20 protein-coding genes are annotated in these 19,890 nt (G+C 38.6%); all 20 read left to right on the top strand.

The genetic code is table 11. The features are described from left to right. The first annotated feature begins 1 nt into the window (after position 1). The 20 genes from HY811_02040 (at position 2) to HY811_01945 (ending at position 19,836) form a co-directional block, all read left to right on the top strand. Entirely contained in the window at positions 2-1,027 is a 1,026-nt protein-coding gene (locus HY811_02040) for a Gfo/Idh/MocA family oxidoreductase (GenBank protein ID MBI4833587.1), read from the top strand. Between the two features lie 9 nt (positions 1,028-1,036). Then, positions 1,037-1,792, top strand: a complete 756-nt coding sequence (locus HY811_02035; GenBank protein ID MBI4833586.1) for a cytidylyltransferase — start codon at positions 1,037-1,039, stop codon at positions 1,790-1,792. Further along, a complete protein-coding gene (locus tag HY811_02030) occupies positions 1,779-2,837 on the top strand; it encodes a histidinol-phosphate aminotransferase family protein (GenBank protein MBI4833585.1) in 1,059 nt (352 codons plus the stop codon). Before HY811_02035 ends, HY811_02030 begins: the two co-directional genes overlap by 14 nt. A 1-nt stretch (position 2,838) precedes the next feature. Continuing rightward, complete coding sequence (locus tag HY811_02025) at positions 2,839-3,774, top strand: NAD-dependent epimerase/dehydratase family protein (protein MBI4833584.1); 936 nt, start codon at positions 2,839-2,841, stop codon at positions 3,772-3,774. Positions 3,775-3,871: 97 nt separating this feature from the next. Continuing rightward, positions 3,872-4,738 (top strand): phosphoglycerate dehydrogenase, encoded by an 867-nt coding sequence (locus tag HY811_02020; GenBank protein ID MBI4833583.1) that lies wholly within the window; start codon positions 3,872-3,874, stop codon positions 4,736-4,738. Continuing rightward, positions 4,731-6,686, top strand: coding sequence for a hypothetical protein (locus HY811_02015; GenBank protein ID MBI4833582.1), 1,956 nt, complete (start codon positions 4,731-4,733; stop codon positions 6,684-6,686). The genes HY811_02020 and HY811_02015 overlap by 8 nt, the downstream gene beginning before the upstream one ends. A gap of 2 nt (positions 6,687-6,688) precedes the next feature. Continuing rightward, positions 6,689-8,182, top strand: a complete 1,494-nt coding sequence (locus HY811_02010; GenBank protein MBI4833581.1) for a B12-binding domain-containing radical SAM protein — start codon at positions 6,689-6,691, stop codon at positions 8,180-8,182. An 11-nt stretch (positions 8,183-8,193) separates the two neighbouring features. Further along, positions 8,194-9,687, top strand: coding sequence for a B12-binding domain-containing radical SAM protein (locus tag HY811_02005; protein ID MBI4833580.1), 1,494 nt, complete (start codon positions 8,194-8,196; stop codon positions 9,685-9,687). A gap of 22 nt (positions 9,688-9,709) precedes the next feature. Next, positions 9,710-10,594, top strand: coding sequence for an NAD-dependent epimerase/dehydratase family protein (locus HY811_02000; protein MBI4833579.1), 885 nt, complete (start codon positions 9,710-9,712; stop codon positions 10,592-10,594). 21 nt (positions 10,595-10,615) lie between these two features. Next, positions 10,616-11,278 carry a cyclase family protein gene (locus HY811_01995; GenBank protein ID MBI4833578.1) on the top strand — a complete coding sequence of 221 codons (663 nt, stop codon included), beginning with the start codon at positions 10,616-10,618 and terminating at the stop codon, positions 11,276-11,278. After that, positions 11,275-11,919 (top strand): HAD family hydrolase, encoded by a 645-nt coding sequence (locus HY811_01990; GenBank protein MBI4833577.1) that lies wholly within the window; start codon positions 11,275-11,277, stop codon positions 11,917-11,919. Before HY811_01995 ends, HY811_01990 begins: the two co-directional genes overlap by 4 nt. A 47-nt stretch (positions 11,920-11,966) precedes the next feature. Then, the gene (locus HY811_01985; GenBank protein ID MBI4833576.1) at positions 11,967-12,752 is read left to right on the top strand and encodes a glucose-1-phosphate cytidylyltransferase; all 786 of its coding nucleotides are present in this window, start codon (positions 11,967-11,969) and stop codon (positions 12,750-12,752) included. Then, a complete protein-coding gene (gene rfbG / locus HY811_01980; GenBank protein ID MBI4833575.1) occupies positions 12,737-13,816 on the top strand; it encodes a CDP-glucose 4,6-dehydratase in 1,080 nt (359 codons plus the stop codon). The genes HY811_01985 and rfbG overlap by 16 nt, the downstream gene beginning before the upstream one ends. Continuing rightward, positions 13,800-14,249 carry a dTDP-4-dehydrorhamnose 3,5-epimerase family protein gene (locus HY811_01975; protein ID MBI4833574.1) on the top strand — a complete coding sequence of 150 codons (450 nt, stop codon included), beginning with the start codon at positions 13,800-13,802 and terminating at the stop codon, positions 14,247-14,249. Before rfbG ends, HY811_01975 begins: the two co-directional genes overlap by 17 nt. Continuing rightward, complete coding sequence (locus HY811_01970; GenBank protein ID MBI4833573.1) at positions 14,246-15,205, top strand: SDR family oxidoreductase; 960 nt, start codon at positions 14,246-14,248, stop codon at positions 15,203-15,205. Before HY811_01975 ends, HY811_01970 begins: the two co-directional genes overlap by 4 nt. Further along, complete coding sequence (locus tag HY811_01965; protein ID MBI4833572.1) at positions 15,205-16,146, top strand: glycosyltransferase; 942 nt, start codon at positions 15,205-15,207, stop codon at positions 16,144-16,146. Before HY811_01970 ends, HY811_01965 begins: the two co-directional genes overlap by 1 nt. 48 nt (positions 16,147-16,194) lie before the next feature. Continuing rightward, a complete protein-coding gene (gene folD, locus HY811_01960; GenBank protein MBI4833571.1) occupies positions 16,195-17,070 on the top strand; it encodes a bifunctional methylenetetrahydrofolate dehydrogenase/methenyltetrahydrofolate cyclohydrolase FolD in 876 nt (291 codons plus the stop codon). 484 nt (positions 17,071-17,554) lie between these two features. Then, a complete protein-coding gene (locus tag HY811_01955; protein MBI4833570.1) occupies positions 17,555-17,785 on the top strand; it encodes a transposase in 231 nt (76 codons plus the stop codon). A 123-nt stretch (positions 17,786-17,908) separates the two neighbouring features. Continuing rightward, positions 17,909-18,910, top strand: a complete 1,002-nt coding sequence (locus HY811_01950; protein ID MBI4833569.1) for a DDE-type integrase/transposase/recombinase — start codon at positions 17,909-17,911, stop codon at positions 18,908-18,910. A 401-nt stretch (positions 18,911-19,311) separates the two neighbouring features. Next, complete coding sequence (locus HY811_01945) at positions 19,312-19,836, top strand: hypothetical protein (GenBank protein ID MBI4833568.1); 525 nt, start codon at positions 19,312-19,314, stop codon at positions 19,834-19,836. The last annotated feature ends 54 nt before the right edge of the window (positions 19,837-19,890 follow it).

Below are 19,890 nucleotides of genomic sequence, written 5' to 3'. Positions count from 1 at the left end.
TATGGCTAAAATTCATGCTGCAATTATCGGTTTTGCGGGGATGGGACAAAGGCAATATAAAGCACTGCAAAATCTTGGCATTGATGTTGTTGCTATTTGCGATTGGGATACGGATAAGATAAAGAAAAACGTTCCCGGTTTTTCCGTAGGCCGCATCTATAAAGATTACAAGGATATTTTAGCGAAAGAAAAGATTGAACTTATTTGTATCGCCACAAATGGGCCAACCCATCACGAAATTGTTGTTGAATCGGCCAAACATGGCGTAAAGAATATCTTTTGCGAAAAGCCCATGACCACCAGCCTTCAAAAAGCCCAAGAGATGATAGATATATGCAAAAAATATAATGTTCGATTAACCGTCAATCATATAAGGCGATGGAGTGTCAATCACCTAAAAATAAAAGAAATCATAAAAGAAGGGATATTAGGAAATATTAGACATATTTACTTCCATTGCGGTTGTGTTGGTTTAGGTAATATGGTATCACATTTTTTTGATATGATGAGATTTATCTTTGAGAACGAGCCGGAATGGATTGTCGGATTTATAGATAAAACAGGGACTAAAAATCCCCGTGGGGACTATTTTATAGATCCGGGCGGTTACGGCATAATTAAATTCAAGAACAATGCTCGCGGATTCGTGGATACATCCGAAGATACTGGGGTGCAATACGTGTATGATATTGTCGGCGAATACGGGAGAATTAGAATAGATGAACTTAATAATATCTGGAAGATAAGAGCTAGGAATAAAAAAGACAAAGAACTTCCTTTTACACGTTATGGCACATCAATGCCGAATGTGCCTTTTGAAAGTCACGGACTATGGGATATTGTTGATTTAACACAACGAGGTGTTGAAGAACTGATATCGGATAGACTTATAAGTTGTAGGGGAGAAGATGGTTATCGTTCCTTAGAAATGGTGATTGCTTTCCATATATCCGATGAAAACAATAATAAGCCTGTTTATCTGCCGATTAAAGGGAAAGATTTAGAAAAAGATATTCCGATTACTTAAGGATAAGAAATGATACCTGCTTTGCTTTTAGGTCGAAAAGGGAGTGTTGGTTTTCCCGGTAAAAACACATATTCTATTTTAGGGCGAGCGCTAATGGAATATCCATTGCTTGCAGGAAAATATGCCAAATTGGTTGATAAGATATATGTTTCCACTGATGATGAGCAAATAATGGAATTAGGCCGTAAGCACGGAGCCGAGATTATTATTCGTCCTCCTGAATTAGCGACCAAAAAGGCTTTGGGAGAGCATGCTTTTGTGCATGGTTATAAATGGATTAAAGACCATTCTGGACAAAATATAGAGTTTGTTGTATTGCTTTTCTGCAATGCTGCTACTGTTTTGGCGGAAACTATTGATGAAGGGATTAAAGCGCTCCGTAAAAATCAATCCTATGACTCGGCGGTAACCGTTTCCTGCTATAATATGTGGAGTCCATTGCGTGCCCGCAGGATTGATTGTGATGGTTTGCTTAAACCTTTTGCTTCTTTTGAGACATTCGGCGATCCGAAAACCCTTAATTGTGACAGGGATTCGCAGGGTGATGTTTGGTTTGCTGATATGGCGGTTTCAGTCGTCCGGCCGAAATGTCTAGATAATTTAGATTACGGCATGCTTCCCCAAAAATGGATGGGTCAAAATATTTACCCATTGAAGCAATGGGGCGGATGTGATGTTGATTTTGAATACCAGATTGCGCAGACCGAATTCTGGCTGAAACAGCACGGTTTTACGGAAAAGGAAACGCCATATGATAAGGCCTAAAAAGCAGATTGAACAATTATATCGTGCCCCTGTCCCTACTGAATCAAGATTAGGGAAACTGCGCCTTGAAAAACACGAGCGTGTAATCGGATATAATAAACTTATCGTCAAGAAGATGCTGTCATTGTTTACTCCGGAATTTATTTCTACATACCCGGAATATCATAACCTGATCAGTAAGTTAGCAAGACAGTTAAAAGTGAATCCAAAAAATATTATTATTTCTGCCGGTAGCGATGGCGTTATAAAATTAATATTTGATGTATATGTAAATAAAGGCGATGGAGCTTTGCTCCTTAATCCGTCATTTGCAATGTATGAAGTTTATGCTAAAATGCAGGGGGCTAAAATAATAACCGTGGATTTTAAGCCTGATTTAACCGTATCGATAGATGAAATTCTTAAGAAGATTAACCGCGGAATTAAAGTTATTGCTATTGCTAACCCTAATAATCCAACCGGTACCGTTATCGCCGAATATGATTTACTGAGAATTATTAAAAAAGCAAAGGCGAACAATGCTTTGGTCTTGATAGATGAAGCGTATTATTATTTTTACAATAAATCAATGATTGATCATATAAAACGATTTGATAATTTGATCGTAACTCGGACGTTTTCCAAAGCCGGCGGTTTAGCTGCAGCTCGGATTGGCTTTGGCGTTGCGCATCCGCATATTGTTTCGAATCTTAAAAAAGGGCAGTGTATATTTGAAATCTCCGGATTGGCCGTTAGGCTTGCCGAGTTTATAGTTGATAATGATAGCCTTGTTTGGAATTATGTGAAAGATGCGGATATTGGAAAACAATATCTTATTCGTAAGGTAAAAAGTATAGGATTTGCTTTAAGAGATACTTATTCCAATTTTATTCTGATTGATTGCGGGGGGGAAACTGGTGAAATCGTTAATAAGCTTGCTCATAAAGGAATAATCGTTGCAAGCGGGTTGAAAATCCCTGGTTTTGAAAACTATATCCGAGTTACGACAGGTCCCAAAAAAGTAATGAAGTTGTTTTTATCTAAGTTTAAATTAGCTATTAAATAATATGAAACGATATTTAGTTACTGGAGGTGCAGGATTTATCGGGTCTCATATGGCTGAAAGGTTGCTTCAATTGGGTCATAAAGTGGTAATTGTTGATAATTTAATTACCGGTTATAAACACAATCTTCCGAAAGGAGCAGAGTTTATTAAAGGTGATATTTCCTCCCCTGTTTTATACAAGGAATTGTCCCGTTATAAGTTTAACGGCATTTTTCATCTTGCCGCTCAATCATCAGGAGAAATCTCCCATGAAAGACCGGAATTAGATTTATTAACCAATGCATATGGCACATTTTTACTTCTCCAGTGGGCAAAGAAGCAGGGGATAAAAAGATTTCTCTATGCCAGTTCAATGGCAATTTACGGCAATGTTAATAAATTGCCCGTTACCGAATCGCAAAGTTGTAATCCGTTATCGTTTTATGGCATAACCAAATTAGCAGCCGAAAACTACGTCCACCATTTCGCACATAACGGCCTTAATGCAACCGCATTCAGATTGTTCAGTGTTTACGGTCCTGGGCAGGATATGACTAATATGAAACAAGGGATGGCTAGTATCTATATGGCGTATATTCTGAATAATAAACCTATTTGGGTCAAGGGCTCCAAAGACCGTTTCCGTGATTTTATTTACATTGACGATGTAGTGGATGCTTGGGTAAAAGCAATCGATAACTCAAAGACATTTGATGAGGTATATAATCTTGCCACAGGTAAAAAAACGTGTGTATGGGAATTGGTGGACGAAGAAATAAAGGTGTTCGGATACAAGAAATACCCTGTTATATACAAAGGGACCACTCCAGCAGACCAGTTTGGTCTTTACGCTGATATCTCAAAAATTAGTAAGGATTTAAACTGGCAGCCTAGGTATGGGCTATCTGAAGGATTAGAATATATGGTTACCTGGGCGAAAAGCAAGTTTATAAAATAATAATTAACTTGTGTTGTTAGAAACTGTTATGAATAGTTATAAAATTTTAATATCAACGCGATCATTTGGCGAATACGACAAGACCTCTTTAGAGAAAATGAAAAAAGCAGGATATAAAGTGGTTCTCAATCCATATGGGCGAAAACTAAATCAGTCGGAAACGATTTCGCTTTTACAGGGGGTTGGCGGGCTCATTGCCGGCACGGAGTCTTTGTCAAAAGATGTGCTAGAGTCGGCTAAAGATCTTAAAGTTATTTCCCGTTGCGGGACAGGGGTGGAGAATGTGGATTTAGATGCTGCTAAGGGATTAGGCATAAAAGTATTTAATACTCCCGATGCGCCGACTGAGGCAGTGGCGGAACTGGCTTTGGGATTAATCCTGGCTGTTTTGCGTAAGATTGCGCAGGCAGACCATACGATTAGGCACGGTAAATGGTCCGCTTATATGGGCAATCTCCTTTATGGCAAGACGCTTGGCATAGCGGGATTGGGAAGGATTGGAAGGCATTTGATTGAAATAACCATGCCTTTCAGGTTAAAGGTGCTTGCTTACGATCAGAATCCGGACAATGCCGTCGCCAATAAACTGGCAATAAAATTAAGTGGTTTAACTAAATTATTAGCAGAATCTGATATCGTTTCGCTTCATTTGCCTTTAAACACGGAGACAAAGGATATTATCGGCGCAAAGGAGCTGGAAAAGATGAAATCCTCCTCGATATTAATTAATACGGCGCGCGGCGGGCTTATTAACGAGGATGCGCTTTTTGAGGCGCTAAAAGATAAAAAAATCGGCGGAGCCGGGCTGGATGTTTATAAAGAAGAACCTTATCAGGGAAGGTTGAAAGAACTCGAAAATGTGATTTTAACCTGCCATATGGGTGCTTATGCCGTGGAATCACGGAATCAAATGGAAATGGAAGCTGTGGATAATTTGATTAAAGGTTTAAACAGTAATGAATAATATACTGTATGTTTTTGATGATGGGGCAAAAATTGAGAAATTTCTGTCTCAAAATCTTCAAGATGAAAAAATACATCTTTGCCCTATTACCAGCGATGAAATCATGATTGAAAATACTGTGAAAACAATACGGGAGAAAGTAAAATCAGAAGTTGTCCGTGTTCCGTTTGTTCAGATCTTTCATGAAAAAGCGTTTGCGATAAAAGACGAATATGTCAAATTTATTGCTGATGTCGGAGATATTAAAATAGCAAAAAATAAAACATTAAAGAAGTATTTCAAGTACCCGGGTAAGGACTTTTCGGTTTGGTGGTTTTCTCTGATTGCGGAAAAAAATACCGCTAAAACAAATTCTTATCATAAATTAGTCAAACTGGTTACGATTTTAGATATACAGGTCAAGTATCAAATCGATATATTAGTGCTCGACCTGAAAGATAAAGAGTTGTCGTTGGCAGTAAAGGATAATGAGAAAAACAACGGTTTTATATTCAAGGATTTAAATGATTATTCAGGGGCAACAGAGACGTTTTTTGTTATTAAATCGGTTTTTAGAGCGGTCCAGTATGCTTTGCAAATGGTTAAATGGGTAGCGCTAATAAAAACAACAGGTTTGAGATTAAGCGGGCGAAAAAAAACTTTACGGAATATTTCTTATTTTTTGGTCACATATTTTCCGTTAGTAGATAAAAATAAAATTAAAGAGGGGCTGTTTATTGATAAGTATTATCAGCCATTGCAATTTGCCCTAGAGGAAAAATATTCCGGTAAATTTGCTTGGCAGGGTTTGTCAATCTTAGGAGATGATTTTACATTGAAAGAAAGCTTTATATTAGCTAAGAAGATCAATGAAACAGGAAATACATTGTTTTTATGCGAAGAGTGGCTTACACCCGGCGATTTTTTCAGGTTGGCAATGGCATATATGTTTTATCTAGGCATGTTTTTTTCGGCAAAATCAAGCGTTCAGAAAAAATTTAAGTTTACAGATAAGCATTATAAAATATGGCGACTGTTCGAGAAGGATTGGTGCGACTCGTTTTGCGGTCAGGTATTAATAGAGGGCGTAAAATATTATTTGATATTCGGTAAAACATTTGCTGGGTTGGATAAAAAAACGGCGGTTATTTATATTGCGGAAAATCATGCATGGGAAAAAGCACTGAATATTGCGGCGAATGAATACGGAATAACCACAATTGGGATTCAGCATACCACTGTTTCTTTGTTGCATTTAATGTATTTTAATTACGGCAAAGAATTGGAATATAAAGATAATATAGTAACAATGCCGAAACCCAAATACTTGGCTTGTGCTGGTAATATACCGGCTGATATATTTCATCGGATGGGCTGGAAAAACGATTCCGCTTTTTCTTGGGGCGCCATGCGAACGCAATATTTGCGCCAGTATATTTCGGATGAAATATTTTGGAAAGACAGGAAAAATAAAATAGTAATTGCTTTATCAATTATGCCAAAAGAATCTAAGGGATTGCTACGCTTTGTGGCACAAGCTTTTAGAGATAAGCCAAACTATCAAGTGGTTATCAAAAAGCATCCTTTTCTTCACTTGGATAAAATAGAAAAGTACTTAAAGAATAGCTTTTTTAAGATAGTTGCTACTTCTTTAAGTGAGCTTTTACCTACCGCAAAGGCGTTAGTGGTTAATGAATCATCAGCTTCAATTGAATCAATTGCTTGTCAATGTCCGGTTATTATACCAAGACTAACTGATGTGGTTGATATGAATCCTTTATCAGGAGTGAGTAATTTACCGGTTTATGTCGACAGTCCTGAAAGACTGAAAAAAGTAGTGGATGCCATTGTAAATTCAAAAACAGCTCCGATTACCTATCAGCAATGTCGTGATTTCGTTTGTAATTACTATGGTTTTTTTGATTCAGATAATGAATTCCTCCAAAGATTGGAGAAAAAGGTGGAATAAAAATGAGCCGAGATTTTAAATTGTTGTTTATTTACCCAAATACAATGATGGCAACGTTAGTGCCAATAAACTTGTCGTTACTATCTGCTTGCCTCAAGGAAAAAGGATTTAAGGTGAGTCTTTTTGATACGACGTATTATAGAACCGAGGAAGTGAGTTTTGAGCAGAAAAAGGTGGAGCTTTTGCAAGTTAAGGAGTTTAACTGGAAAGAGCGGGGTGTGAAGCTCATTGAAGCCGATATTTACAATGATTTGGTAAAAATGGTCAAGTCTTATAAGCCGGATTTGATAGGCGTGACTATTGTTGAGGATACTTATGATCTGGCGATTTCATTGCTTAACGCCATAAAAAGTTTTGATATACCGGTAATTGCGGGCGGTGTCTTTGTGACATTTTCCCCCGAAGATGTGATTAATAATGATCTGATTGATATGCTTTGTATTGGGGAAGGAGAAAAAGCATTAGAGGAATTATGCGGGAAGATGTCAAGAAGGGAAGATTATTCCAAGATACAAAACTTGTGGGTGAAAAAGCGTGGCAAGGTTATTAAGAATTCGATGCGCCCGCTTACGGATGTTAATAAATTACCTTGTATAGATTATGATATATTTGATAAGAAACGGCTTTATCGCCCGATGTATGGGAAAATATATACAATGCTTCATATCGAAATTGACAGGGGTTGTCCTTACCAGTGTACGTATTGCGAGGCGCCTCAGTTGAGGAAGTTATACAAGGCGAATAATTGCGGTGTTTATTACAGGAAAAAGGATGTTAATAGGGTAATGGATGAAATGGAGTTTCTGGTAAAGAAATACAAACCGGATTATATTAATTTCAATGCAGAATCTTTCTTGGCAAGATCGGTCGGCGAACTAAAGGAGTTTGCCGATAAATATAAAGCAATCGATTTGCCTTTCTGGTGCCAGTCAAGGCCGGAGACTATTACGGAGGAAAAGATAAGGATATTGAAAGGAATGGGTTGTCAAAATCTCCAGTTTGGGATTGAACATGGCAACGAAGATTTTAGGAAGAGGATATTAAGAAGGATTTCTTCCAATGAGAAGATTGTTGAAGGGTTGAAAATAGTTGAGAAATATAAAATCGCCTATACGGTAAATAATATTATGGGTTTCCCTGAAGAGACAAGGGAATTGATTTTTGATACTATTAATCTCAACCGGCAAATAAACCCGACCACGATAAATTGCTATTTGTTTACTCCCTATAAAGGGACCGATTTGTATTGGTATTGCATTAAGAAAGGTTATCTTGACAAAGATGCTAAGGTGCATCAGGCACTTGATAGTGTGCCTTTGAGGAATCAGCCGATAAGTTATGAGAAATTAAAAGGATTGCAGAGGACATTTCCTCTTTATGCCAGATTTCCGAAAAGCGAATGGAATAAAATAAAGATAGCAGAGCGTTTTGATAAAAAAGGGAATAAGGTTTTTGCCGAATTGAGAAAAACTTATTATGAAAGATATTTTAATTAATTAAGAAGACAATGAAAATATTGATGGTCTATTGCAACAGTATGCAGGAAAATGCGCTTCCCATGGGCGTATCGCAAATAATTGCTTCCTTGCGAGAAGCCGGATTTAACGTAGATTTGTTTGATACTACCTTTTATAAATGGGATAGAAAGAGTTCTATGGAGATAAGAATGGAACACCTTCAATTCCCTTCGGTTAGGATATCTTATATGGATGACGATGTTTATCAGGCTTTTAGGTCAAAAATAGAATCATTTTCTCCAGATTTAATCGGATTCTCAATAGTTGAGCCGACGTTTTTATTTAGTATGAAACTTCTTGATTCTATTAGAGATGTGATAAGAACGAGGCGGATTAAAATAGCAGTAGGGGGGGTACATGCAATTTATGCTCCCGAGACGCTTATAAAGAATGAACTCATTGATTTTATTTGTATAGGCGAAGGGGAGGAAAACTTTGTTGGGCTATGTGAAAAAATTAAAAATGGTGATGACATTACAGGGATAGCCGGATTTATTATTAAAACATCTAAAGGACATATAACAAACAAAACAACAAGTTTGGTCGATATTAACAATTTGCCCATTTTAGATTTTTCTCTTTTTGGTTCTCGTTTCCTTGATAAGCCTATGATGGGGAAGGTTTATCGTACGATTAGCCTTGAATTAAGTCGGGGATGTCCATATAATTGTACGTATTGTGGAAATTCTTTTCTTAGCAGAATGTTCAGAAAAAACGGTAGGTGGTATCGCCTGAAAACGATTGATAAAATAAATCGTGAATATGATGAATATATAAAAGAATATAGACCAGAGTTTATTTATAAACATTCGGAATCCTTTTTAGCTGTCAATAAGGATAGGTTTAATGAATATATGGAAATGTATTCTGACTATGCTATTCCATATTGGATCGAAACAAGGCCGGAGGATATAACGGAAGAAAAAGCTGCTTGGTTGGCTAAAACCAATTGTAAAAGAATAAGTATTGGGTTAGAAAGCGGGAATGAGCTTTTTAGGAAAAATGTTTTAAAAAGAAATTACTCTAACGACTTGGTAAAAAAAAGTTGTTTTATTCTAAAGGATATGAAGATTTCGTTTTCAATGAATCTTATCATAGGATTTCCTGATGAAACCAGAGATACCATTTTTGATGGTGTTGAGCTGTTGAGAGAAGTGAAACCCGACAGTATAAGTATTTTTCTTTTTACGCCTTATCGAGGATGCGAGTTGCGAAAAATATGTGAAGAGAGAAAAATGATTAGTCCTGATTTTATCGGGGAAGATTATTTCCAGATGCAATACGCTCTTGAAAATAATAGTATTTCATGTGATGAGCTTATTGGGCTTTTTAGGACAATTCCGTTGTATGTGCAGATGCCTAAATCAGAATTCCCCCGTATAAAAATTGCCGAGAAATTAAATTGTCAAGGTAATGCAATGTATGCTGTTTTAAAAAATGAATATTATAAAATTAAGGAATGGTGCTTCAGAGATCAGAAATAGGTTTTTAAAAAAGGATGATACTATGAAAATAGTTGTATTTGGCGGAGCCGGTTTTCTCGGAAGCCATGTGGCGGATGCTTTAACTGCCGTGGGGCATAAGGTGATTATTTTTGATTTAAAGAGGCCGGAACGTTTGCAACGAAATCAGGATTATATAATTGGGGATATTATGGATTCTAAATTAGTTGGTAAAACAGTTAGGGGGAGTGATGTTGTGTATAATTTTGCTGGCATTGCCGATATTGATGCGGCGTCGAGGCATCCAATAGAAACGGTAAAATATAACATTCTTGGGAACGTAATACTTTTGGAAGCGGCACGTATAGCTAATGTTAAAAGATTTATCTATGCCAGTACGATTTATGTCTACAGTAATTCCGGCTCTTTTTACAGATGTAGCAAATATGCCAGTGAGCAATACATAGAAACGTATCAAAAGCAATATGGACTCGATTACTCGATATTACGTTACGGAACTTTGTATGGGCCTCGGGCTGATGAGAGGAACAGCGTTTTTCGATATATCAAACAAGCTATGACTGAAGGAGAAATTACATATCAAGGGCATGGGGATGAAATTAGGGAGTACATTAATGTTATCGATGCGGCCAAGGCAAGTGTCGAAATCCTAAATAATGAATTTAAAAATGAACACATTATATTTACCGGACATCACCCGATGAAAATAAATGAATTATTTATTATGATAAAAGAAATTTTGAAGAAAAATGTTAAAATTAAATACATCAAGCCAAAATCTGAAGATCCTATGGAGCATTATACTATAACGCCTTACACTTTTATTCCCAAAGTCGGGAAAAAATATGTGAAGCATTACTATACAGATATGGGGCAAGGGTTACTCCTTTGTATGCAGGAGATGTTTGACAAAATCAATAAGAAATGATTCGAATATGCTTTAAGCCGGATGATAAAATATTTGTCTCATAAATTAAAACGGACTATCCCTGTTTATGGTAAGGTAAAAGAAAGTGTACTTCTTAAAGCAGTGAAATCAATTGCCGCGGGCGATTCATGTAGAATTTATCGGGTAGGTGTCGAAAACCATTGGGGGACTCATATTGATTGCCCGGCGCATTTTTTCCCTAAGGGCAAAACCGTTGTCGATTATGAGGCCGATTTCTGGTTTTTCAGGAAACCACAGGTCGTGTCTATGAAGGTTTTGCCTGGACAAATGATAGATATAACAGATTTTAAATATGATATTAATGTTAAAACAGATTTGCTTATTTTGAAAACGGGCTGGTGTGAATTCCGTGGACAAAGGGTTTATAGCTGCCAGAATCCCGGCATTAGTCCGAATGTTGGATTGTGGTTAAGGAAGAAATATCCAAAAGTGCGTGCTATCGGATTTGATTTGATTTCGCTTTCATCATTTCAGCACAGGAATTTGGGGAGAAATGCTCATCGGGTTTTCCTTAATCCTAAAGGGCAGGGCCATCCGATTTTGATTATTGAGGATATGCTTATTCCAGAGGGCTTAAAAAAACTGGAATCGGTTTGGGTTGTTCCTATCGTGATTGAAGGGATAGATAGTGCCCCTTGTACGGTTATTGGGGTGGTAAAATGATTAAGGCGATTGTTTTTGACTTTGATGGGGTAATTGCAGAATCGGTAGATATAAAAACGAAAGCCTTTGCTAAACTGTTTGAAAATCAAGGAAAAGAAGTTGTAAAGCAAATTGTTGATTATCACTTAAATAATACTGGAGTTTCTAGGCAAGATAAATTTAGATACATACACAAAAATATTATACAAAGCCATTTAAGCGATAGAAGATTTAAGCAGCTTTGTAATGATTTTGCGCGTATTGTTGTGGTTGAAGTCATAAATGCTCCTTACGTTATTGGGGCAAAGGAATTTTTAGAAAAATATTCAGATAGATATATGTGTTTTATCTGTTCCGCAACCCCTCAATCGGAAATAATAGATATAATACAAAAGAGAAGCATAAATAGTTATTTTAAGGGGGTATACGGTTCGCCGTCAAAAAAAGAGGATATTGTGCGTGATATAATTGTTAAGGAATCCATAAAACCAAGCGAAACGGTTTATGTAGGAGATGCATTGAGTGATTATAGTGCTGCCGAGAATAACGCTGTTAAATTCATTGCAAGAATGACCAGTGATAATAAGCATCTTTTTGATAAAATTGATTGTGTTAAAATAAAAGATTTATCCGGGCTTTTTGGTATTATCAATAAGATATAATTTATTTTACCGCTGGATAAATCAGCATATAATAAAAGGAGTTGAATATGACAAGCCTTAAAGTTGCAATTTTATGCGGTGGGTACGGAACACGCATTCGTGATGTAGCGGATAATATTCCGAAAGCAATGATTCCTGTTGGTGCGAACCCGATTTTATGGCATATAATGAAATATTATGCCCATTTCAATCACAATAAATTTATTCTTTGTTTGGGCCATAAAGGAGAGTCAATAAGGGATTTTTTTTTGAATTATGAGACAAACATGTGTGATATCACAGTTACTTTAGGAGGGGAAATTAGTTATCATGAAAAAATTTCAGAAGCCGGTTGGGATGTAACGCTGGCGAAGACCGGATTGCATTCAATGACCGGGGCAAGGGTTAAGTGTATTGAGAAGTATTTGAATAAGGATAAAAACTTTATGTTGACTTATGGGGATGGAGTTGGGGATATTAATCTTGATAAGTTATTGAAGTTCCATTTGGCGCATGGGAAAATCCTTACCGTAACGGGTGTAAGGCCTCCCGGGCGTTTTGGGGAATTAAACAGCGATTCAAAAGGATTGGTCACCGAATTTAATGAAAAGCCGCAGGCGATAGCGGGCTTGATTTCCGGTGGTTTTTTTGTATGCCGTAAAGAACTATTTGATTATTTAAATAATCGAGAAGATTTAGTTTTTGAACAGGAACCGATGCGGCAATTAGTTAAAGACAATCAAATGATGGTTTATAAACACGAGGGTTTTTGGCAGCCGATGGATACCTATCGCGATTACACATTGCTTAATAATCTTTATAATAAAGGAAACGCACCGTGGATGATCTGGTGAAAATATTCAATGGGAAGCGTGTTTTGGTTACCGGGGACACCGGTTTTAAAGGTTCTTGGTTGAGCCTGTGGCTCCATGAACTGGGGGCAAAAGTGCTTGGTTATGCTTTGCCTCCGGAAAGAGAAAACGACCATTTTAATCTAATCAAACTAAATAAAATTATTAAGCATATTAATGGTGATATCAGGAATTTTAACCGATTGAAAAAAGCATGCGATAGCTTCAAGCCGGAATTTATTTTTCATTTAGCCGCGCAAGCCTTAGTTAGTGTTTCTTATGCGGAGGCAAAACGCACTTTTGACACGAATATCGGAGGCTCTGTCAATATACTTGAAATCGCCCGCTTGAGCGGTTATTTACGGACGTTGGTTTATATAACATCGGATAAATGCTACAAAAACAAGGAATTAACGAGAGGCTATTGCGAGTCTGATGAATTAGGAGGGCGCGATCCATACAGCGCTTCAAAGGCTTCAGCCGAGATGGTTTTTGCGGCATACAATAATTCATTCTTCACGGAGAAAAAGAGTTTCGGTGCGGCAAGCACCAGGGCGGGAAATGTAATTGGCGGCGGAGATTGGTCTTCGGACCGGATTGTTCCTGATTGCATTAAGGCGTTACAGGATAATAAGCCGATAGTTTTACGCCGTCCAGAGGCAACCCGGCCTTGGCAACATGTTTTGGAGCCATTATCCGGTTATTTAACATTAGCCACTATGTTGTATAACAACCCCCGAAAATATTCTGATTCATGGAATTTTGGGCCAAGCGGAAAAGATATAAAAACAGTTAAAGATGTTGCTGAAAAAATAGTTTTTTACTGGGGCAAAGGGAAAATAAGAATCCAAAGGCCCAAAAATTATTTCTATGAATCAACCTTATTGCATTTAAATTGCTCTAAAGCCGCGAAGATTTTAAGATGGAGCGCTAAATGGGGCTTTGAACGCTCGATAAAAGAAACAGCGCTTTGGTATAAATCTGTGTTTGAGGGGAATCCAGCGTTGGCGATGACCCGAAAACAGATACAAATGTATATGGCAGCGAAAAATGATAGACGGCGTTAAAATAACTCCTCTTAAGCAAATTGCCGATGAGCGCGGGAAAGTTATGCATATGCTCAGGTGCGATGATAAGTGGTTTTGGCAATTCGGAGAAATTTATTTTTCCTGCGTTTATCCCGGTGTGATTAAAGCGTGGCATATACATAAAAAAATGACATTGAATTACGCTGTTCCACGCGGGTGTATTAAATTAGTCATTTTTGATGATAGGATTGATAGCCCGACAAAAGGGGAGATTCAGGAGATTGTTATGGGGCAGGATAATTATTGCCTGGCAATCATTCCGCCCCTGGTTTGGAACGGGTTTAAAGGCATTGGGGAGGAAATGGCGATTGTGGCTAATTGTTCAACTATTCCCCATGACCCTTCTGAAATTGAAAGGCTTGATCCATTCGACCCTAAAATTCCGTATGATTGGAAAATAAAAAACAGATGAAGAATATTTTGATAACGGGAGGATTAGGTTATATCGGCGGTCGGGTGGCAACTTATCTCAAAAAAGCAGAACCCGATTCTAATATTATTATCGCGGATAAAAGATACGGCAATAAAAAATTACCCGCATGGACAAAAGATTATAAGTTTGTACCGATCGATATTGCCGACAAAAAAACAATTGGCTTAGCGCTTAAAAATATTGATACTATAATCCATCTGGCGGCATTAAATGAAATAGATTCGATGCGATATCCCGAATTAGCTTTGGAGATAAATGCAAAAGGGACGTATAATTTATTGGACCAAGCAAAATTCAACAAAGTAAGAGAGTTTATTTATTTTTCTACTTTTCATGTATATGGCATGCCAAAATCTTCAATAATTACTGAGGAAACCCCGACGAGGCCTTTTCACCCATATGCTATAACTCATAGAGTCGCCGAAGATTTTGTTAATTATTTTAGAAATTATCATCATATAAAAGGGCTCGTTTTACGATTGTCCAATAGTTATGGTTATCCTGTAGATAGAAATGTTAATCGTTGGACATTGGTTTTTAATGATTTATGTAAACAAGCTGTTACTACCGGCAAGATAGTCTTAAAATCTTCTGGTAAGCAGCACAGGGATTTTATCGCATTAAAAGATGTTTCTCGTGCCGTGCACCATTTTATTTTTAATATTCCTGATAAATGGGGCGACGGTTTGTACAATTTAGGAGGGGCTTGTAGCATGTCAATTCTTCAGGTTGCTAAAAGAATCGCCAAAGCTTATAAGGAAAAATACAATAAGAATAATATTGTTATTAAAACTAGTAGTCGGCGTAATGAATTAAATCACACCAGGCGAGTTGAATTTAATATAAATAAGCTCCTTAAGACAGGTTTTCGGTTGCGCGGTAATATGGAAGAAGAAATCGATAAAACACTGGCTATTTGCAAGGAGTTTATTTAGTGCCAGAATACGTGCCCCTTGTAACCGTAATCATGCCTACCTATAATCACGGCCAGTTTATCGGGGAAGCCGTGGAATCTGTTTTAAACCAGACATATAAAAATATCGAACTTATAATCATAGATAATTATTCCGAAGATAATACCGAAAAAATCGTCAGCTCTTTTAAAGATACGCGGATTAAATATTTTAAACTCAGGAATAATGGAGTTATTGCCGCTTCGAGGAATGAAGGCGTAAGGAAAGCTACAGGGAGATATATTGCTTTCCTTGATTCTGATGACATATGGTTGCCGTTTAAATTAGAACGCCAATTAAATTTCCTTGAAGAAAATAAAGATGTAGGCTTGGTTTACGGACGAGCAGAGATTTTCGGGGAGTCCGATAGTTCAGGAATTGAATTTCCTCATCTTAAATATGTTAAAACAGGATGGCTTTTTGACGGTTTGTTAAAACGTAATTTTATCGGTATTTTAACGGTCTTGTTAAAAAAAGAATGCTTGGAAGACGTTGGGGTATTTGACGAAGATGTTCAAATTCGTTCGGCTGAAGATTATGACTTATGGCTTAGAATTTCCAAAAAGTATAAAATAGGGGGGATTAACGAAATAATGGCAAAATACAGGGTGCATGGGGCGAATGTATCGCTGGATGCAACTAAAAATTTAAGCGCTTGCTTACGGGTTGTAAATAAGATTTCTAGTAAAACAGAGATATCTAAAAATGCGCAGAATAATGCTATTGGTAAGCTGCATTTTAAAATGGCTAAAGAGTATATTTTATCCGGTAATAAAGAAAAATCGTTTGAGTCTATAAAAAGATCAGTTCAATACAAGAAGAATACACAAAATGCTTTATACTTTATTCTTATGAATTGCGGTTTATATTTCATGCTTAAATTTATTATTGTTGGCATTAAGAAATTACGCAAGTTATCATGAATATTTTGTGCAAGCAATATAGGAAATATAATCGGGAAAAGGAGTGTTATGGCAGAGATTATTTCGGGGAAGGATATTTCAAGAGAGATTAAGGATGAGGTTAAAAAAGAGGTTGCCGCGCTAAAGCCCAAAAACATCATTCCCGGCCTGGCAACTATCCTGGTCGGCGAAGATGAGGCCTCCAAGGTCTATGTCGGCCAGAAGATAAAAACCTGCGAACAGATGGGCATCGCTTCCCACCACCATAAATTGCCCCTTGACACAAAAGAAGCCGATTTACTTAAACTCGTTGGCCAGTTAAACAAAGACCCGAAAGTCCATGGCATCCTTTGCCAGTTGCCGCTCCCCAAACACATCAACGCGGATAAGGTTCTCCTGGCGATTTCTCCGGATAAGGATGTGGATGGATTCCATCTCCTCAACATGGGTAAACTCCTTTCTAAAAAGAACATGAAGGAAATAGAAGCCGAGCAGATGTATCTGCCCTGCACCCCGCATGGCATCATTCAGCTGTTGCGGCGAAGCAACATCCAGATAAACGGGGCAGAAGCGGTGATAGTCAGCCGCAGTAATATAGTGGGCAAGCCCGTCGCGCTTTTACTCATGTCGGAAAACGCCACGGTAACGATTTGCCATTCCAATACCAAAGATATCGGAGCGGTTACCCGCCGGGCGGATATTCTGGTGGCGGCTATCGGAAAGCCTAAATTCATTACGGCTGATATGGTAAAGGATGGGGTGGTGGTGATTGATGTCGGAGTCAACCGTTTGCCTGAGGGGCTCTGCGGCGATGTTGACTTTGAGAAGGTTAAGGAAAAGGCCAAAGCCATTACGCCGGTTCCGGGCGGAGTCGGTCCGATGACCATTGCCATGCTTATGGTCAATACCGTCAAGGCGGCCAAGAAGCTAAACGGCATAAAATAGCATACAAATAAGTTTTTCCGTTGGACTCCCTATTTCAACTGATTTGGAGGACTGGATTACATAATTATAGGGGGGTGGGGGTCTGGTGGGGATGGGTGGGTTAAAGATTTGTCTTAAGCAGGCTAAACTAGATTAGTCTGGTTAATTAAACGCTTTTGACCCCTAAATCAAATCATTTCAGCGTCTAGGCTAAATAATTTGACCGGGGGGAGGGATGGTGGGGGTAGGGGAGTGTTTTCAGTTTACTATGGGGGTGCAAAGCCTTTATTCTTTCCAAAGCTTATTGAATTCCGACTGATATTTTTCTATAACCTCTTTATCCGAAATGAATAAGGCGTTTTCGTAACGTGTATTCATTCAGCGCATTTGAGAGACAGAGAGAAGGGGAATTAAGAGAGGGATATCAAGGGCTTTGGGGGGAGAAAGCCCTTGAAAAAATTCGGCTCGACTCCGATAAATACCTTATTGCGGAAAGGAGTCAGCTATGGAAAACACAGGCAATGTGGTAGCATCAATCAAAAGGGCTACCAAGAGGCGCTATAGCGCCGAGGAAAAGATCAGGGTTGTCATTGAGGGGTTACGGGGCGAAATATCGGCTGTCGAGCTATGCCGCCGCGAAGGCATATCAACCGCGGTATATTACCGCTGGAGCAAGGACTTCCTGGAAGCCGGCAAGAACGGCCTTACCAAGGGATACCCAAAGGCATGCCAATGAGGACGAAGTAAAGCTTCTCAGGCAGGAAAATGACGACCTTAAATACGCCTTGGCTGAGAGCGTCTTAGAAACCCAGAAACTGAAAAAAACGCTTGGTTTGTCGTAAGCCGGAGGTATAAAAGAATGAGCCTGGAAGAAAAGCTTACTATTATAAATGCAATTGAAAGCTCTAAGTTTACGGTAAGGGAAGCCTGCGCTAAATTAGACCTGTCTGAGGCGACTTATTACCGTTGGAGGAAGAAGTTGCGCTTAAATGGGCTGTTAGGGTTGCAGGATAAAAGCTCGGCCAATAAGGGCAAGCCTTGGAACACGCTGATGGAAGCTGAAAAGGACAAGGTGTTTGAGGTGGCCACGCTGTATCCGGAATGGTCCTGCCGCCAGATAGCCTGCTGGATATCGGATAATTACGGTTTTACGATATCCGAGGCTACCGCTTACCGTATTTTAAAGAAGAAAGGCTGGATAAAGGTCAAGGAAGAAAACGGCTTTCCGGCTTTAAAGGAATACCATATTAAGACCGTCAGGCCGAATCAGCAATGGCAGACGGATGCGACGTATCTCCTTGTCAAGAACTGGGGATGGTATTACCTGATATCGGTATTGGATGATTACAGCCGCCGGATAATGGCCTGGGATTTAAAGGCGTCCATGGATTATGAGGCTTTCAGCGATGTAGTGGAGATGGCCTGCCAGGAGTCCAAGCTGGAGTATGCTCCGATAGAACAGAAGGAAATAGTGAAGCTTTTGACAGACCGAGGACCGGCTTTGATGTCAAGGCCTTTTGAGGAATACCTGAAGGCAAGGAGAATCGGGCATATAAAGGCATCGCCGCATCATCCGCAGACTAACGGTAAAATAGAGCGCTTTCACAGGTCAGCCAAGGAACGGGTAAGCCTGGTGCTTTGGGGATCTCCGGAAGAGCTGAAATCGGAAATCAAGAAATTTATTGATTTCTACAACGGGGTGAGATATCATGAAGCCATAGGAAATGTCACGCCGAATGACGTATACTTTGGCCGTAAAGAACAGGTTTTAGTAAAAAGGGAATTGCTTAAAAGCGAAACGTTAAACAGAAGAAAATTATTTAATAGCAATAAGAGTTTGGGAGTCGAAAATGTCTCTTAGTTTAACCTTTCAAAACTCTCATATGCAAAGAAGACGTACACCAGACCACTTAAAGAAAGATGAGCTAACTGCTTTAAAATACTTCCAGGAAGCCCGTGCTATGGTAGATTTCAAAGAAGGGCGCTACAAATGGAAATGTTTTAAGAGCGTCAGTGGCAAAGCAGAAAATACCGTCTTTCAATTCAACCCGCCCCCTAAATATAAATACTGTTTGATTGTGCCTGTTAATTGGGATGACCCTGTCAGATAACACTAAGCCACAGATTACACAGATTCCTTATATAGGTAGATAATTCTTTTCCCTCTGGTTCCTCGAAATTCCTCCCGGCTTCCTCCCGATTGCATAATATATAGGCAGAAAGACAACCCGAAATTCATCGGGGGTCAAAAAGGAGGTATTTATGCAAGAACAAGCAAAATGTCGTTATTGCCTGAGCGGGGGGAAAGATTTTAGGGATGATTTTACCCGTGCGCTTTGGGATAAGATTCAGTCAGAGAGGTTTAGTTCCGTTTTCAAGGAATTACAGAAACAAATACCACTTTTAGCCAGATTTCCCAACGCCGAGACTTCGGTTTGGGGTTTTCAGGATATTAAAAGCAGCGCCGATACAATCAAGAATGAAATTGTGGCAGGATTGGTCAGTATTATTAAAACCCATCCTGCTTTAACCGAATCTACGGTTTCCTATCTTTTATTATTAATAATCCCTAATCTAAAATCATTAGGATGTCGTTATTGCGACGGCCTTATCCCGGTGTATGACCCATTTGATGAAGCATATCTGGCGGCTTATAAGGCAATCACAAAAGGGAAGTTTAAGAAGGGTGATTTGGTCTTAATGAGTATTATTCGTAGAATAAAAGGGGCTCTTAATAGGTTGTGCAAGAAGGAATTTCGTTTAAAGGAAGGAGCTTTCTATGAGTAAATTCTGGAAGGGTGTTATCAGGACTGTCGTTCAGATTGTCCTGAATATCATCCG

Source organism: Planctomycetota bacterium (genome assembly GCA_016207825.1).
Lineage (GTDB): Bacteria > Planctomycetota > MHYJ01 > JACQXL01 > JACQZI01 > JACQZI01.
This window is presented reverse-complemented; position numbering and strand designations above follow the sequence as displayed.